The organism is Microbispora sp. NPDC004025, assembly GCF_053604425.1.
Genome location: NZ_JBSGHN010000001.1, coordinates 745,509 through 762,395, shown reverse-complemented (window position 1 = coordinate 762,395; position 16,887 = coordinate 745,509). Strand labels below are relative to the sequence as shown.

Sequence of the window (16,887 nt, the reverse complement as noted above, 5' to 3'; positions counted from 1 at the left end):
GTGAGGAGGAGACCAGGCCCAGCGAGGAACTTGGATGAGCATCAGGCCGGGCACGTTCCTTCCCCTCTCCGACTCCATCCGGGCACGGGTGACGCTGACCGTGGCAGCGGTGTCCGTGCTCGTCGCCACGGTGATCGGCATCGGCCTGTGCCTGCTGATCCGGAACCGGGTCGAGAGCGAGATATTCAGGGAGACGCGCCGCGTCGCCACTGAGTGGATCGGCCTGATGGAACGCGGGCAGGTTCCGCCGCCGACGCCGACGGCGCGGGTCCCCCTCGTCCAGCTCGTCGACTCGCGGGGCCGGGTGACGGCGGCCGGGCCCATGGCCGGAGACCGGCCGCTGAGCACGGTCCGGCCGACGGAGGAGGACCGTTTCCGCGACGTGACCGAGTGCCCCGAGAGCGAGCGGTGCGTCCTGCTCACCGCCGGCCGGGTCCCGTCGCTGCAGTCCTGGGAGCTCTGGCAGGGTGAGCCCCACTTCGTCTACGCCGGCACGGACCAGCCGCCCGCCCTGCGCGGGCACCGGCTGGAGTTGCTCATCGGCGCCGGCGGGCTGCTGCTCGCGGCCCTGTGGACGTGGACGACCTGGCGGGCGGCAGGCCGCATCCTGGGCCCCATCAACGCGATCCGGCAGCGGATGTCGGAGATCAACGCCAACGACCTGTCCCTGCGGGTGCCGCAGCCGTCCGGCCGGGACGAGATCGCACAGCTGGCCTGTGCCGCCAACCAGACGCTCGGCCGGCTGGAGTCGGCGGTCACACGGCAGCGGGAGTTCGCCGCCATCGTGTCCCACGAGCTCAAGTCCCCGCTCACCGGCCTGCGCACGGGCTTGGAGGAGGCGCTGCTCTACCGGGAGACGGACGCGCGGCAGGCGATCGCCAGGGCGCTGCCGGCCGCCGACCGCATGCAGCAGATCATCGACGAGTTGCTCGCCTTCGCCCGGCTTCGCAACACGCCGTGCTCGTCCGAGCAGGTCGACCTCGGGGCGCTCGTACGCGCCGAGGCGGCGGCGCGCACGACGGGCGTGCCGGTGTACGCCACCACCGAGCCCGGCGTGCGGGTCGTCGGCAACCGCGTGCAGCTGGCCAGCATCGTGACGAACCTGCTGGTGAACGCCCAGCGCCATGCCATCGGCCAGGTGAACGTGACCGCCGGGTGCGACGGCGCCCAGGCGCTGGTGGTGGTGCTGGACGACGGCGACGGCGTCGCGGAGGAGGACAGGGAGCGCATCTTCGAACCCTTCATGCGGCTGGAGGCGGGACGCCGCCTGGATCCCGGCGGCAGCGGTCTCGGCCTGGCCCTGTGCCGGGCGATCGCGGCGGCGCACGACGGCAGCCTGCGCGTCGAGGACTCCCCGCGCGGCGCCCGGTTCGTCCTCCGGCTCCCGCTGCTGACCGGCTGAGCGTCCGGCGGGGTGTGCGCGCGGCGGCGGGTTCAGGAGCGGGCCGGGACGGCGCGAGGACGGCTCTTGGGGATGCGCAGCCGGATGCGGGTTCCCTTGCCGGGCGCCGTCTCGACCTTGAGCCCGTAGTCCTGGCCGTAGAGGTGGCGCATGCGCAGGTCCACGTTGCTCAGCCCGATGCCGGTGCTCTCCTCCGCGAGCGCGGCCCGCAGATGCTCGGGGTCCATGCCGACGCCGTCGTCCTCGACCCAGATGTGCGCTTCCTGCCCCGCGTCCCTGATCACGACCCGGACCTCGCCGGGCATGCCGTGCTTGATGGCGTTCTCCACCAGGGGTTGCAGGCACAGGAACGGCACGTCGACCTTCAGCACCTCCGGCGCGACCTGCACGGTGAAGCGCAGCCGGTCGCCGAATCTCGCCTGCTCCAGCAGCAGGTAGCGGTCCACGCAGCCCAACTCGTCGGCGAGCGAGGTGAAGTCGGCCGCCCGGCGCAGCGCGTACCGGATGAAGTCGGCGAAGTCGAGCAGCAGCTCGCGGGCGCGTTCGGGTTCGGTCCGGACGAACGACGCGATCGTCGTCAGCGAGTTGTACACGAAGTGGGGCGAGATCTGCGCCCGCAGGGCCCGCGCCTCCGCCTCCAGCGTCCGCCTCCGGGAGGCGTCGAGCTCGGCGAGTTCGAGCTGGCCGGACATCCAGCGGCCCACCTCGGCCGCCGTGCGCAGCAGGGCGGCGCCGGCCTCCGCGTCGTACGCCGCGAGCGCGCCCACCACCCGGTCCTCCACGGTCAGGGGGACCACCACGCCGTGCCGGTCGTCCCCCCGGGCGGGGACGACGCGCGGCCTGCCGGTCGCCATGGCCGCGCGCGCCTCGGCGAGCACCGTCTCGTCCGCCGGCACCCCCGTGCCGTCCGTGGCCAGGACCCGGTCGCCGGTGGCGACGGCGAGGCCGTCGGCGCCGAGCAACGCCCGCAGGTGCCGTACGGACCGGCGGGCGGCGCCCCTGGTGAGCCCGGCGCGCAGCGAGCCCGCGGCCAGCCCGGCCACGCGCAGGGCGAGGAACGTCGCCTCGCCCGGCGGCTCACCGGGGGACGGCCCGCGGCGGGCGAGGGCGCGGCCGAGCGCGCCGCCGCAGACTCCGCAGATCGCGCACAGCGTGACCCAGACGGCTGAAGACACGCCGGACACCGTAGCCGCTCGGCGGCCTCACGGCGGGCCGTCGCCCGGGTCCTCCTGGTATGAGTAGCGCTGCTCTTTCCAGGGGTCGGCCACGTTGTGGTAGCCGCGGTCCTCCCAGAATCCGCGCCGGTCCTCGGTCAGGTACTCGACCGCGCGCACCCACTTCACGCTCTTCCAGGCGTACAGGTGGGGCACCACGATCCGTACGGGGTAGCCACGCTCGGGGGACAGCCGGTTCTCGTCGAGGTGCGTGGCGAACAGCGTGGTCGGGCGGTCGAAGTCGGACAGGCGCAGGTTGGCGCTGTAGCCGTACTCGGCCCAGACCATGACGTGGCGCACGCCGGGCGCCGGGGGGACGCGTTCGAGCAGCGCCGACGTGGGAACGCCGCTCCACTCGTTGCCCATGACGGAGAACTTGGTGACGCAGTGGAAGTCCGCCACGACCGTCGCCGTGGGCAGGGAGGAGAACTCCTCCCACGAGAAGTCGTGGACCCGGCCCGAGGCCGTGGCGCCGAACACCTGGAAACGCCACGTCTCCGGGCGGAACCCCGGAACCCTCCCGTAGTGGACGACGGGCTGTCCACGTGGGACGTACTGGCCCGGTGGCAGGCGCGTCTCCTCCTCAGGTTTCTCCGGCACGCAGGCCATCCTGCCATCCGCCTCGAGGGCGACCGCACCGGCCCCCTGACGCGCAGTGCGGCACGATCAAGGAATCGTGCGCTATATTGCGTCACATGCGTACCGCTTGGTCGTTTTGGTATGGCGACGGACCCGTGAGGACCGATCGCCTCCAAGCGCTGCGCTGACAGCCAAGGCGAACGAAGGCCCCGGGTCCCTAGGACCCGGGGCCTTCGTCGTTTTCCGGACCCGTACCGTTCACCCTGACAGGAGTCACCATGGTCATCGTCATGACCCCGGAAGCGACCCAGGACGACATCGAGGCGATCACCGGCCTCGTCGCCGCGGCCGGAGGGGAGGCGTTCGCGAGCCGCGGCGTGAACCGCACGATCGTCGGCATCATCGGCGACGTGGAGCAGTACGCCACACTGAATCTGCACGGCATGCCGGGCGTCGCGGAGGTCGTGCGGGTCTCCACGCCGTACAAGCTCGTGAGCAGAGAGAACCATCCGCAACGCTCCACGGTGACCGTGCGCGGCGTGCCGATCGGCCCGGACACCGTCACGCTGATCGCGGGCCCGTGCGCGGTCGAGACGCCGCGGCAGACGCTGGAGGCGGCGCTGATGGCCAAGGCGGCGGGCGCGACGCTGCTGCGCGGCGGCGCCTACAAGCCGCGCACCTCGCCGTACGCCTTCCAGGGCCTGGGCGAGGAGGGCCTGCGCATCCTGGCCGACGTGCGCGAGCAGACCGGGCTGCCGATCGTCACCGAGGTCGTGGACGCCCACGACGTGGCGCTGGTGGCGTCGTACGCCGACATGCTGCAGGTGGGCACCCGCAACGCGCAGAACTTCGCGCTGCTGCAGGCGGTGGGCGCGGCGGGCAAGCCGGTCATGCTGAAGCGGGGCATGACGGCGACCATCGAGGAGTGGCTGATGGCGGCCGAGTACATCGCCCAGCGCGGCAACCTCGACATCGTGCTGTGCGAGCGCGGCATCCGCACCTACGAGCCCGCCACCCGCAACACGCTCGACGTCTCGGCGGTCCCGATCGTGCAGCGGCTGTCGCACCTGCCGGTGATCGTCGACCCGTCGCACTCCGGCGGCCGGCGCGACCTGGTGCTGCCGCTGTCCCGGGCCGCGATCGCGGCCGGGGCCGACGGCCTGATCGTCGACGTGCACCCGCACCCCGAGCAGGCCCTCTGCGACGGACCGCAGGCCCTGGTCGACGGCGACCTGGACGACCTCGCGGCCGTGCTGCGCGACTTCCCCCCGCTGCTGGGCCGCACCGCGACCACGGCCGCGTCCCTCGTTCCGGCCTGACCGTTTCACCGGGCCGGGGCCCCGGGACCGCGTCCGGCGGTCCCGGGCTCCGGCTCAGACGTCGAGCTTGTACGGCTGGATCGAGTCGGCCAGCTGGGCGGCGAGGTCCTCGGCGTCGAGACGCCTCTCGATCTGCTTGAGATCCTCGATCTTCGCGCGGGTCTCGGCCTGCCGCGGCGCCAGCAGCGTGCAGCAGTCCTCGTCGGGCAGCTCGGAGATCTCCAGCGTCCCGATCCGGCGGGCCTCGGCCATGATCTCGGTCTTGTCCAGGCCGATCAGCGGGCGCAGGATCGGCAGGTCCACGGCGTGGTCCTGGGCCGTGATGTTGGCCAGGGTCTGCGAGGAGACCTGGCCGAGGCTGTCGCCGGTGACCAGCGCCTCGGCGTGGATGCGGTGGGCGACCTCCTCGGCCGTCTTGAGCATCAGGCGCCGCTGCGCGATCACCGCGAGCCGGTCCTGGCCGGAGTTCCTGATCGACTGCTGCGCCTTGCCGAACGGCACCACCCACAGCCGCGACTTGCCCTGGAACTTGTCCAGGTTGCGCACCAGCGCGTACGCCTTGTAGATCGACTCCGAGGTGGTGAACGGGATGCCGGAGAAATGCAGGAAGTCCACCCGCAGGCCGCGCCGCATCATGCGGTAGGCGGCGACCGGGGAGTCGATCCCGCCGGACAGCAGCGCCAGCGCCCGGCCGCTGGAGCCGACGGGCAGGCCGCCCTGGCCCGGCCGGCCCCCGGTGAACAGGAACGCCTCGTCCTTGTCCACCTCGATGTGCACGGTGAGCTCCGGGTTGCTCAGGTCGACCGGCAGCCCGAAGGTGTCGTTGATCGCCCCGCCGACCACGCGGTCCAGCTCGTTCGAGCGCAGCGGGAAGCGCTTGTCGCGCCGCCGCGACCGTACGGCGAAGCGCGCCTTGCGGGCCACCTCGTCGCTGTCCCTGATCAGCTCGATGGCGGCCTTGGTGATCGTGTCCGGGTCCTTCGGCACCCGCCAGGCGAGATGGACCAGCACGATCCCGGGCACGTCGGCCACGCGGGCCGCCACCGTCTCGGCCTCCTCCACCTCGGTTCCCGCGGGCAGGAACAGGGCGATCACCCCGTGCCGCTGGCGGATGTCGACCCGGTGGCCCTTGAGCGCGTGCTTGATGTTCGCCCGCAGGCGCATCTCGAAGATCTCGCGGTTCCGGCCCTTCAGGACCACCTCGCCTAACTTGAGCAGCACCGAGGGCTCTCCGAGGGCGGTCATGGTCATCTGTGGAAAACCTCCGGACGGACAGGGACGGCCGTCACACCGGGGAGGGCACGGCCGGGGGAACATACGCCAAAGACAACGCGTCACCGCGATGCGGGCTTCCCCACTGTAATGCCGCCGCCGTGACAACGCCGATTATCCGCCGTCGAGTTCGACCAGGCCCTTCTCGATCGCGTAGCGGACCAGCTCCACCCGGTTGTGGAGCTGGAGCTTGCTCAGCGTGTTCTGCACGTGGTTCTGCACCGTGCGATGCGACAGCACCAGCCGTCCGGCGATCTGCCGATACGTCAGGCCCTTGGCGACCATGCGCAGCACCTCGGTCTCCCGGTCGGTCAGCCGGGGCCCGTCCCGTTCGGCGTCCCCGCCCCGGTCCGGTGTCAGGTGGGCGAGCCTGCGGTACTCCCCCAGCACCAGCCCGGCCAGGCCGGGAGTGAAGACGGCGTCGCCCTGGGCGGTCCGCCGGACCGCGTCCAGGAACTCCTCCCGGCTCGCCGACTTCACCAGATATCCCGAGGCGCCGGCCTTGACCGCTTCGAGCACGTCCTCCTCCTCGGCGCTGGCCGACAGGACGAGCACACGCGGCGGAGCCGCCGACGCGCCGAGGCCCCGGGCCACCTCCACGCCCGCCAGGTCGGGCAGCCGCAGGTCGAGCACCACCACGTCCGGCCGTACGGCCGCCGCGACGCGCAGCGCCTGGCGGCCCTCACCGGTGGCGGCGACCACGTCGTACCCGGCCTCGGTCAGGTCGCGGGCGACCGCCTCCCGCCACATCGGATGGTCGTCCACCACCATGACCCGCACCGGCGGCCGTCCGCCTTCGTTCACGAGCGCCTCCCGCCCCCTTCGCCCGGTCGCGGCGTCCGCGCCGGGACCGACAGCTCGATCTCCGTCCCCGACGGCGACGAGGTGACCGTCACCGTGCCGCCGAGGTCGGCCACGCGGCCCCGGATCGACCGGGCCACGCCCATGCGCCCCTCGCGCGCGGCCTGTTCGAGCCGCCCCTCGGGGATGCCCGGCCCGTCGTCGCGGACGGTGACGACGACCGCGCCGCCGTCCTCCTCCGCGAGTATCCACGCGCGGGCGCCCTCGGGGCAGTGCCGTACGACGTTGTCGAGGGCCGCGCCGACGGCCGCCGCCACCTCCCGCGCGCTCTCGGCCGGCAGCGGCAGCGGTGTCGCGGGCGCGGACACGGTCACGCGCGCCGTGCCGTACGGCCGCAGCAGGTCGCGGAGGTCGGCCTCGGGCTCCGCCGTGGTGTCGGTCACATGGCGGGAGTCCCCTTCACGGGCGGGGGCACGGCGAGGGCGCGCCGGCGATCGGAACCGGCCGCGGAGTCCGGGCGGCGGGGCGGTGCCCGGCGGCCGCGCGACGGGCGGCGCCTGCACCAGCGCCCGCAGCGCCGACTCCTGCTCTCCCGCGAGCCTGCCCAACTCGGCCGCCTCGCCGCCGATCTCCGCGCCCCTGCGCTGGACGAGCGCCAGCACCTGCAGCACCGAATCGTGGATGCCGCGGGCCAGCCGCTCCCGCTCGCGGCCGGCGGCCTCGATCCTTTCGGCACGCCGCATGCGCTCCTCGGCCTCGCGCGCGAGCCGGGCGACGTGCCCGACGACGACCCCGGCCATGAATATGAGCACGGCGCCGTTCACCGGGAACGAGGCGAGGTCGACCCCGCCGGCGCTGCGCAGCCACAGGTCGGCCGCCGACACCGCCGCGGCGGCGAGCGCGCCCGCACGGCGTCCCCGGGCCACCCCGTACGCGAGGACGGGCCCGGCCACCCAGGTCGCGGTGATCGGCATCGCACCGGCCAGCACGTCGACGCGGCTCTGCGCGAACGGCGTGGCCAGCAGGCAGCCCACCGTGACGAGGAGGTCGGCCGCCAGCAGCGGCCCGCGCCGCACGGCCGGATAGAGGACGAGGGTGACGGCCGTCCAGGCGGCCATCACGCCGACGACGGCCCAGGTCACCGCCGGATGGGCGTAGCCGCCGGCCCTGAGCACGAGCAGCGCCGCGTACGCGAGCGACGCCAGCCGGAAGACCGCGATCGCCCGCCAGAACGGTCCCTCGATGCCCATCGCGTGGCGCACTCTCCTGATGATCGAGCCGGGAGGGCGTGCCGCGCCCTCCCGCTCACATACTCGGACCGCTCACATACTCGGGCAACCGCCGCGCCTACGCCTCGATCTTCCGGCGGATCGCGGCGGCGAGGGACCGGGCCGGCCGCCGGAGAGCGCCCGCGGTCTCCGTGTCCGGGGCCCCCGGCCGGGGCGTCGTCGGGGGCCTCGTCGGGGGCCTCGCATGCGTACGGCTCCCGCGGGGCGTCGCGGGAGCCGTACGGGATCGTGCGCGGGCCGTGGTGACGGGCCCGCGTCCGATCAGCCGAAGAAGACCTCGGCCTCTTCGTAGCGGGAGGCTGGCACGGTCTTGAGCTCGGCGGTCGCCTCGGCGAGGGCGACGCGCACGATGTCGGTGCCCTGCAGCGCGATCATCTTGCCGAAGTCGCCCTCGTGCACCGCGTCGATCGCGCCGAGGCCGAAGCGGGTCGCGAGAACCCGGTCGTAGGCGGTCGGCGTGCCGCCGCGCTGGATGTGGCCGAGGACCGTCGTGCGGGCCTCCTTGCCGGTGCGCTTCTCGATCTCCTTGGCGAGGACCTCGCCGATGCCGCCGAGGCGCACGTGGCCGAACGCGTCGAGCTCGCCCGCCTGCAGCGCCATCTGGCCCTCGAGCGGGTGGGCGCCCTCGGCGACGACGATGATCGGCGCGTAGCGGGTCTTGAACCGCGACTCGACGTAGGCGCAGACCTTCTCGATGTCGAACGGCTTCTCCGGGATGAGGATGACGTTGGCGCCGGCGGCCATGCCGGCGTGCAGCGCGATCCAGCCCGCGTGGCGGCCCATGACCTCGCAGATCAGCGCGCGGTGGTGCGACTCCGCGGTGGTGTGCAGCCGGTCGATGGCCTCCATCGCGATGTTGACCGCGGTGTCGAAGCCGAAGGTGTAGTCGGTGGCGTTGAGGTCGTTGTCGATCGTCTTGGGCACGCCGACGACCTTCACGTCACGGTCGAACAGCTGCTTGGCCACGCCCAGCGTGTCCTCACCGCCGATGGCGATGAGCGCGTCGACGCCCTGCGCGGCGAGGTTCTCCTTGATCCGCTCGACGCCGCCCTCGATCTTGATCGGGTTCGTGCGGGAGGAGCCGAGGATCGTGCCGCCGCGCGGCAGGATGCCCCGCACGGCCTGGATGTCGAGCGGCATGGTGTCGCCCTCCAGAGGGCCACGCCAGCCGTCCCGGAATCCGACGAACTCGTGCCCGTACACGCCGACGCCCTTGCGGACGACGCCGCGAATGACCGCGTTCAGGCCGGGGCAGTCGCCGCCTCCGGTGAGGACTCCAATACGCATGACGGGTTTTCCTCCATCTGGGATTACGCGTGGAATGGCGTGGCCGGCCCGACGCAGACCCCGGCACTCCACGGCACCGCATTCTGCCCCAGCCCCGCACAATGGTCTAGACCAAAAGAAGAGGCTACGGCACCTGGCCGACCAGACCAACTCAGTCTCGCACGGCGAGACCGCGCGTCGTGAGAGAGCGTCTTCCCAACGGGCCGCCACGGCCTTATGTTTGACTCCGTCAAGCATTTCCTTGAGACAGGCAAGGAACATATGGACATCGTGCCGGAAGTGCGTGCGTTCAACCGCTTCTACACCTCCGTGATCGGGGTGCTCGGGGCGGGAATGCACGACACTCCCTACTCCCTGACCGAGGCGCGGGTGCTGTTCGAACTCGGCACGCGGGAGGCGGCCGACACCGCCGGCATCAGGGGCATGCTCGGTCTCGACGCCGGCTACCTGAGCCGCATCCTGACCAGGTTCGAGACCGACGGGCTCGTGTCCCGCGAGCGGTCCGCCGAGGACGCCCGCCGCCAGGTCGTACGGCTCACGCCCAAGGGCCGCGAGACCTTCGCCGTGCTCGACCGGCGCTCGGCCACCGAGATCGAGACCCTGCTCGCGAAGCTGACCGACCCCGAACGCCGGCGGCTCGTGTCCGCCATGGCCACCGTACGGAGCCTGCTCGAGCCGGCCGAGCGGCGCGAGCCGTACGTGATCAGGCCGCCGCGGGCGGGCGACCTCGGCTGGGTGGTGCACCGGCACGGCGCCCTCTACGGCCAGGAGTACGGCTGGGGCATGGCGTTCGAGGCCCTGGTCGCGCGGATCGTCGCGGACTACGTCGAGGACCACGACCCCCGGCGGGAGGGCTGCTGGATCGCGGAGGTGCGCGGCGAGCCGGTGGGGTCCGTCTTCTGCGTGCGCAAGGACGACACGACGGCCCAGCTGCGCCTGCTGCTGGTCGAGCCGTCCGCGCGCGGCATGGGCATCGGCGGGCGGCTGGTCGAGGAGTGCCTGCGTTTCGCCGCGGCGGCCGGCTACCGCCGGATCATGCTCTGGACCCGCGACGTGCTCGCGAGCGCGCGCCGGATCTACCAGGCCGCGGGGTTCGAACTGCTGGAGCAGTACCCGGGTGAGGAGTCCGGGATTCCCGTCAACGAGCAGGTATGGGCCAGGGACCTGTGACCTTCCGGGCCGCCCCCTACCATGACCTGCATGCTGGGATCGGCGCGGCGGAGCGCGGGAGCGGCGCGCAAGAGCGCGGGAGCGATCGCTCTCGTGATGTGCGCGGCGGTCTTGATGGCGGGGAGCGCGGCGGGGTGCGCGGTCGCGCGTGAACTCACACTGCCCGCCGCCCCTACGGCCGAGGCCACGGCGGTGTCCGAAGCCGCGCACAGCGTGGTGCGGGTCCGGGGAGTCGCCTCCTCCTGCCGGAAACGGCTGGAAGGGACCGGATTCGTCTACGCGCCGGAGAGGGTCCTCCTCAACGCCCATGTCGTCGCGGGGGTGGACCGCGCCCTGGAAGTCGTCCTCGACGACGGGCGGCGGTTCGCGGCACGGGTGGTGGCCTTCGACCCGAAGGTCGACGCCGCCGTCCTGCGGGTGCCCGGGCTCACCGCCCGGCCGCTGCGGCTGACACGCGACGAGCGGACCAGCGCCGTGGTCGTCGGCTATCCCAAGGGCACCACCGTCCCGGTCGCGCTTCCCGCCAGGGTGCGGCCGGACCAGCCCGCCGAGTCCTACGACATATATAACCGCGACAAAGTCTCGCTGCGGATCCACCGTCTCCAGGGTGTGGCCATCACGCCCGGCATGTCGGGCGCTCCGCTCATCGCCGGCGAAGACCAGGTAATGGGGATGATCTTCGCAGTGGCCACGGACATGGCCGACGTCGGCTACGCCCTCACCGCGGCGCAGCTCGAGACGGTCGCCGCGACCGGCAGGAGGGCCACCGCCACCGTGCCGCACGACCCCTGCGACTGACAGCCCTCGAACGCCGGCAGCGGCGCCCCGCTCCGAGGAAGCGGGGACCCGCTGATCCACATCCACACCTCCCACCGCCTGCGGCCTGCTTTCCGTCGGGAGATCCGGGTGATCCGCACCCACGTCTCCCACCGCCGGCGGGCCGCCGGACGTCCGCGCCGGGCCCTCGCGAGCCGTGGCCGGCTCAGGCGCCGGCGAGGTCCCGGAAGGGCCCGCGGACCTCGACGGTCACGGAGGCCGGAGCGGGCCGCGCATCGTGTGGCGGACGGCAGGAGAAGTAGAGCCTGTCGCCGGCCGGTGACATCGAGGGGCCGGCGACGGTCCAGCCGCCCGTGACGCGCAGGAACGGCACCGCCCGGTCCCCTCCGACGAGAGTGATCTCGCCGTCTTCCCCGCCGCCCGACCGGCCGCCGGTGTCGTGCGCCGGCGTCAGACGCTCGCGGGCGGCGTCGTACGCCCACACCCGGCCGCCCCCCTCGGTGACGAACCGCAGCAGGCCGTCGCGGTAGTGGCAGTCACCGCCGCGCGCGAACCTCCTGGCTCCTTTCACCTGTTCGCGCAGCGGCATGTGCCCAGCGAGGGGCACATGCTCGCCGAAAAGCACCTGGGCCGTGGCCGGGGTCGGCACCCGCTCCCAGGCCACCGCCTCCTCGCCGGGCGCGCCGATCATCACATCGAGCACCCCTGTGGTCAGGTCGTCCCGATCGTCCGGGCGGAACCGGTACAGACATCCGTCCGGCTCGTTTTCCGTGAGGTAGACGACGCCCCGGTCGGGATCGCAGGCCACACCGCCATGGCGGAACAGGCCCATCGCGAGCCGGGGCCTGGGAGCGCGCAGGCCGTACGGGTCGCATTCGAAGACCCGTCCGTACGGCGTCCGCTCACCCGACAGCCACGTGTTCCACGGTGTGACGGCGCCGGCCCCGCTGCGGTCGGCTCCGGACAGGACGCGGTAGCCGTCGCGCAGGGTTCCGTCCGGGGCGAAGCGCAGCGCCGTAACGCCGCCGAGCAGCGGCAGCGCGCAGTTGGACACGTATATCCAGCCGTCCCCGTCGGGGAAGCACCCGCCGCCGTCCGGGGCGGCGTGCCAGACGACTCCCCCGGCGCGCTCCCCCGACCGCGCCACGACCCGGCAGGTGAAGCCCGGTGGCAGGGCCCGAAGCACCTCGGGCGGAGACGGGCCGCCCGGATCACCCTGTGCGCACGGCTCGCTACGCCCGGGCGGTTCACGCCCGTCGTCATGGGCGAACGCCGCGCGCCACACCGCTCCCGGAAGCACCGAGAGCTCCGCCGAACGGACGGAAGTCCCCTGCACCGCTTACCGCCTCCTCGACCTGCCCCTGGTCGTGCCGGTCCGCCCCCGGCGGGCCGTTCGTTCCCGCGCGGCCGTCGCCCGGGCCGGGGGCGTGACCGCTCCGCTCCCCTTACCCACCCGGCGGCATCCGACCGGGTCTTTCCGTCCCGGTCCTCCTGCGCCGCGTCCTTTCGTGCCGCGTCCTTTCGTGCCGCGTGCGCTGGTCCCGCGTCGTGTCGAGCGGCCGCACGTCGCGGCGCCCAGTCGACCCGTCTCGTGTGAACGGCGCGAGAAGCGGCATGCCTCACCGAGACGAACACTTCGGGAACCGTGACACCGCAATGAGGGAGACAATGTTGACAGTGTCATTGTGACAGTGTCATGGTGGTGGCATGAGCGACACCTGGACGATCGGCGAGCTGGCGGAGCGGGCGGCGGCCCTGCTCGGCGTGGCGCCGCGCGTAAACGGCCAGGAGCAGCGCGCGGACGGCCCAGAGCAGCGCGCGGACGGCCCAGAGCAGCGCCCGGACGGCCCAGAGCAGCGTGGCAACGGCAGGGTCCGCGAGGTGCCCAACGAGCGGCTCATCCGCTGGTACACGACGATCGGGCTGCTCGACCCTCCACTGGGCAGGCGCGGCCGGGTGGCTCTCTACGGCCGCCGCCACCTGCTCCAGCTAGTGGCCGTGAAGCGCCGTCAGGCGGACGGCCTGTCCATCGCCGCCATCCAGGCGGAGCTGACGGGTGCGACCGACGCCATGCTCCAGCGCGTCGCCGGGCTCGCCGGACCGCCGCCCGAGTCTCCACCCGTGCCGCCTGCCGAGCCGCCGCCCGTGCCGCTGCCCCGGCCGCTGGGCCCGCCCTCTCCCCCGCCCGCGGCACCGGCGCCCGGCTGGTGCGGGACGCGGCCGGAGCCTGGCACCGTCCCCGCGACACCGGACGTCGCACGGCCCGCGGCGCGCGACCGCTTCTGGGCACGCCCGGCCTCGTCCGCCGCCACGACGGCCTCCGGTCACTCCGGCACCCCGCACACCGACCCCAGGCACACCGACCCCAGGCGCACCGGCCCCAGGGGCACCGACCCCAGGAATCCCGGCACCGCACACAGCAGCGGCTCCGCTCCCGCAGACGCCGGTGGCCCCAGGACCGCGCACACCGACGCCACGGATCCCGGCACCGCGCACGCCGGCACCGTGGATCCCGCTGCCACGCACCTTGCCACCGTGTTCCCGGACACCGTGGTTCCGGACACCGTGGTTCCGGACACCGTGGTTCCAGGCACCGCGCTCCCGGACGTCGTGCACGGCGTACGGCTCGCACCCGGGGTGACGGTCCTGCTCGATCCGGCTCACCGGGCGCCGGACGGACACGAGGTGGCCGCGCTGCGCCGGGCCGCCGCGCCACTCCTCACGGCGCTCGCCACGCTCGGCCTGGCCGGGCCGTTCCACCTCCCCGACGACACCGCCGCCTTCGATTCACGCGCTTCCGACGCGCTGGAGGGATGACGTCATGACCGTTCCCATCACACCTCTGCGGCCGGAGGAATGCCGCCCCGTGCCGGACGCCGGGCTCGGCGCGCTGGAGACCGAGAAGGGCAACCTTCCGCTGGAGAACGTGGACGTCGCCGCCCACCTCACCGGGCTGGTGGCCGGCGTCGAGGTCGTCCAGACCTTCCGCAACCCCTTCGACGTGTCGCTGGAGGCGACGTACGTCTTTCCGCTGCCGCCGCGGGCCGCGGTCACCGCCTTCCGGATGGAGGCCGACGACCGGGTGATCGACGGTGTGCTCAAGGAGCGCGGGCAGGCACGGGCCGACTACGACCGCGCGCTCGCCGAGGGCAGGCGCGCGGCGATCGCCGAGGAAGACCGGCCCGACGTGTTCACGATCAGGGTCGGCAACATCGTTCCCGGAGAGCGGGTGGTCGTCCGTCTCACGCTGAGCCAGCCCCTCCCGTTCGAGGACGGCGCCGCGGAGTTCCGCTTCCCGCTGGTCGTGGCGCCCCGCTACATTCCCGGAGCTCCGCTGCCCGGACCCGCGGCCGGCGACGGCGTGTCTCCCGACACCGGCTCCGTGCCCGACGCCTCCCGGATCACGCCGCCCGTCCTGCTTCCCGGCTTCCCCTATCCGGTACGGCTCTCGCTCACGACGACGATCGACCCCGCCGGTCTCGGCCTGCGGGAGGTCCGCTCCAGCCTGCACGAGATCGACCGGGAGGGCGACACGATCAGGGTGCGGCCCGGCGAGCGGCTCGACCGCGACTTCATCCTGCGTCTGGCGTTCGACGCCTCCTCGTCGCTCGCGCTCGTCCCCGACGGCACGGACGACGCCCTGGACAACGCCACGGACGCCGGTCCGGCCGGCGAAGGCACGACCGGCGGCGAGCGGGGACCCGCGGCGGACGCGGCGGACGCCCTCGGGACCTTCGTGCTGACCCTGCTGCCGCCGCAGGACGCCACCCGGAGCGCGCCCCGGGACGTCGTCCTGCTGCTCGACCGCTCCGGCAGCATGACGGGCTGGAAGATGGTGGCCGCACGGCGCGCCGCGGCGCGGATCGTCGACACGCTGACCAGGCACGACCGGTTCGCGGTGCTCTCGTTCGACTCCGTGGTGGAGCGCGCCTTCTCCGGCGGCCTGGTGGACGCGAGCGACCGCAACCGGTACCGCGCCGTCGAGCACCTGTCGAGGCTCGACGCCCGCGGGGGCACCGAGATGCTCGCGCCCCTGGAGGAGGCGCTGCGGCTGCTCGACGGGCGCGGCTCGCCCGCTCCCGGACAGGCCAGCGGCCCGGGCTCGGGCGACCACGGCCGGCCCCGCGAGGACGAGCGGCCCGGCGAATCCGGCCGGTCCGGCGGGCCGGCGCGCGATCGGGTGCTCGTCCTGGTGACCGACGGCCAGGTGGGCAACGAGGACGAGATCCTCGAACGCGTCGGCGCCGGGCTGCACGGCATCCGTGTGCACACCGTGGGCATCGACCGGGCGGTGAACGCGGGATTCCTCGGGCGGCTGGCCCTGCTCGGCTCGGGCCGGTGCGAACTGGTCGAGTCGGAGGACCGGCTCGACGCGGCGATGGAGCACATCCACCGCCGCATCGGCTCGCCGCTGGTGACGGACGTCACGGTGCGGGCGGAGGGCATGGATCTCGTGCCGGACACCGTCACGCATGCCGGTTCCCTCTACCCGGGCGTTCCACTGGTGGTGAGCGGGCGTTACCGGGGACGGCGGCCCGCCGGAGCCCTCACCGTGCACGGCCGCACCGCCGACGGCCGCCCCTGGGAGGAGCGGATCGAGGGCCACCGCGCCCACGACCCTGCCGCCCGGGCCGTGTGGGCGCGGGCCCATCTGCGCGCCCTGGAAGACCGGTACGCCACGGGTGACCACTCCCTCGAACAGCGGATCGTCGACACGTCGCTGCGTTTCGGCGTGCTGTGCCGCTTCACCGCCTTTGTGGCCGTCGACACCCACGTCACCGGCGAGGGCGGCCCGGAGCATCGCGTGATCCAGCCGGTCGAACCCCCGAGCGGCTGGGAAATGCCGACCGCGATGCCGATGATGGCCGCGGGCGCGCCGATGATGGCGAGGATGGCCGCCTTCACGGCCGGACCGGAGACCGCCCCCGGCTCGGTGGCGGACCGGCCCGTCGCGGCGGCCCCGCCGCCTGGTGCGCCTCCCGCCCCGCCTTACGCCGCCGCACCCGCACCGCCGCGCCGGGCGCCGCGCGGGTTCTCCGCCGGCGGCTCGCGCGGGTTCTCCCCCGGCGCGTTCCTCCCGCATCCCGGCGAGGGAAGGGCACCGGTCACGGACTTCGAGGGGATCCGGCCCCTGCTGTCGGAAGAGCTCGCGAAACTACGCCAGGCGGAGTCGCTCCCCGAGCGGGAACGGCGGCGCTATCTCGCGGATCTCGCCAGCCGGCTGCGCGTCGTCGTCCAGATGGCGGGCGGTCACGCGGATCTCGCCGCGCTCGCCGACGACCTGGAAAGGGCCGAGTGGGCCGAGGTCTCCCTCGGCGACCTCTGGCGGCGGGCGGCCGACCTGCTGACCGCTCTGACCATCGGCACCGGGTCCACGCCCCCGGGCTCCGTATCCCCGGATTCCGCGCCTCCCGGCTCCGCTTCCGGCGCGAAGGAAGGCCGGCGTCCCTTCTGGAAGCGATCGTGAGACGGCGCCCGGTGGGATGACCCGGCGGGAAGAGACCGAGGGGAAGAATACGGTGCGGCCGGGACACCGGCGGGGAAGCCGGTCCCGGCCGCATCGGTTCGGGTTCGCCCTGGGCGCAGCCCTCAGGAAGGTTCGGGTAGGCGGATGACGTCGGACGGCGGGGTGGGCGCGGGACGCCGCGGCTCCCTCACCCCTCCCGTCTCGGGCCGGTCGTCGCGTCCACCTGCGGGGACGGGAGACCGGCGGTGCAGCAACCGTTTGACGAGCCCTTTGAGCCCCATGTGCCGCCAACGCACGAGGCCGCCGATCG

Annotated in this window: 13 protein-coding genes; 6 read left to right on the top strand and 7 right to left on the bottom strand. The window is 73.4% G+C overall.

The window, feature by feature from the left end; genetic code table 11:
• The first annotated feature begins 34 nt into the window (after window positions 1-34).
• Window positions 35-1,402 carry a sensor histidine kinase gene (locus ACWEQG_RS03735; RefSeq protein ID WP_452281442.1) on the top strand — a complete coding sequence of 456 codons (1,368 nt, stop codon included), beginning with the start codon at window positions 35-37 and terminating at the stop codon, window positions 1,400-1,402.
• 32 nt (window positions 1,403-1,434) lie between these two features.
• Here the strand turns inward: ACWEQG_RS03735 and ACWEQG_RS03730 are convergent, their stop codons facing one another.
• Window positions 1,435-2,577: a sensor histidine kinase gene (locus ACWEQG_RS03730; protein ID WP_363470589.1), complete on the bottom strand. Its 1,143-nt coding sequence runs from the start codon at window positions 2,575-2,577 to the stop codon at window positions 1,435-1,437.
• A 27-nt stretch (window positions 2,578-2,604) separates the two neighbouring features.
• Window positions 2,605-3,225: a molybdopterin-dependent oxidoreductase gene (locus tag ACWEQG_RS03725; RefSeq protein ID WP_363470586.1), complete on the bottom strand. Its 621-nt coding sequence runs from the start codon at window positions 3,223-3,225 to the stop codon at window positions 2,605-2,607.
• Between the two features lie 248 nt (window positions 3,226-3,473).
• Here ACWEQG_RS03725 and aroF point away from each other — a divergent pair, with 248 nt between their 5' ends.
• Window positions 3,474-4,514 carry a 3-deoxy-7-phosphoheptulonate synthase gene (gene aroF / locus ACWEQG_RS03720; RefSeq protein WP_363470583.1) on the top strand — a complete coding sequence of 347 codons (1,041 nt, stop codon included), beginning with the start codon at window positions 3,474-3,476 and terminating at the stop codon, window positions 4,512-4,514.
• A 54-nt stretch (window positions 4,515-4,568) separates the two neighbouring features.
• On the opposite strand, the gene thiI is transcribed toward aroF, so the two are convergent.
• The 4 genes from thiI to ACWEQG_RS03700 form a co-directional block, all read right to left on the bottom strand.
• Window positions 4,569-5,765: a tRNA uracil 4-sulfurtransferase ThiI gene (thiI, locus tag ACWEQG_RS03715; RefSeq protein ID WP_452281441.1), complete on the bottom strand. Its 1,197-nt coding sequence runs from the start codon at window positions 5,763-5,765 to the stop codon at window positions 4,569-4,571.
• Window positions 5,766-5,900: 135 nt separating this feature from the next.
• Window positions 5,901-6,557, bottom strand: a complete 657-nt coding sequence (locus ACWEQG_RS03710; RefSeq protein WP_363470610.1) for a response regulator transcription factor — start codon at window positions 6,555-6,557, stop codon at window positions 5,901-5,903.
• A gap of 29 nt (window positions 6,558-6,586) precedes the next feature.
• Window positions 6,587-7,849: a MacS family sensor histidine kinase gene (gene macS / locus ACWEQG_RS03705; protein WP_452281439.1), complete on the bottom strand. Its 1,263-nt coding sequence runs from the start codon at window positions 7,847-7,849 to the stop codon at window positions 6,587-6,589.
• 288 nt (window positions 7,850-8,137) lie between these two features.
• A complete protein-coding gene (locus ACWEQG_RS03700) occupies window positions 8,138-9,163 on the bottom strand; it encodes a 6-phosphofructokinase (RefSeq protein ID WP_452281437.1) in 1,026 nt (341 codons plus the stop codon).
• Window positions 9,164-9,424: 261 nt separating this feature from the next.
• Between ACWEQG_RS03700 and ACWEQG_RS03695 the strand changes: the two genes are divergently transcribed.
• Window positions 9,425-10,333: a bifunctional helix-turn-helix transcriptional regulator/GNAT family N-acetyltransferase gene (locus ACWEQG_RS03695; RefSeq protein ID WP_452281435.1), complete on the top strand. Its 909-nt coding sequence runs from the start codon at window positions 9,425-9,427 to the stop codon at window positions 10,331-10,333.
• 30 nt (window positions 10,334-10,363) lie between these two features.
• Window positions 10,364-11,131 carry a trypsin-like peptidase domain-containing protein gene (locus ACWEQG_RS03690; RefSeq protein WP_452281433.1) on the top strand — a complete coding sequence of 256 codons (768 nt, stop codon included), beginning with the start codon at window positions 10,364-10,366 and terminating at the stop codon, window positions 11,129-11,131.
• A 184-nt stretch (window positions 11,132-11,315) separates the two neighbouring features.
• Here the strand turns inward: ACWEQG_RS03690 and ACWEQG_RS03685 are convergent, their stop codons facing one another.
• Complete coding sequence (locus ACWEQG_RS03685; RefSeq protein WP_452281431.1) at window positions 11,316-12,446, bottom strand: alkaline phosphatase PhoX; 1,131 nt, start codon at window positions 12,444-12,446, stop codon at window positions 11,316-11,318.
• A gap of 371 nt (window positions 12,447-12,817) precedes the next feature.
• Between ACWEQG_RS03685 and ACWEQG_RS03680 the strand changes: the two genes are divergently transcribed.
• Window positions 12,818-13,927: a MerR family transcriptional regulator gene (locus ACWEQG_RS03680; RefSeq protein WP_452281429.1), complete on the top strand. Its 1,110-nt coding sequence runs from the start codon at window positions 12,818-12,820 to the stop codon at window positions 13,925-13,927.
• 4 nt (window positions 13,928-13,931) lie between these two features.
• Window positions 13,932-16,577: a VIT domain-containing protein gene (locus tag ACWEQG_RS03675; protein ID WP_452281427.1), complete on the top strand. Its 2,646-nt coding sequence runs from the start codon at window positions 13,932-13,934 to the stop codon at window positions 16,575-16,577.
• Window positions 16,578-16,887: the final 310 nt, after the last annotated feature.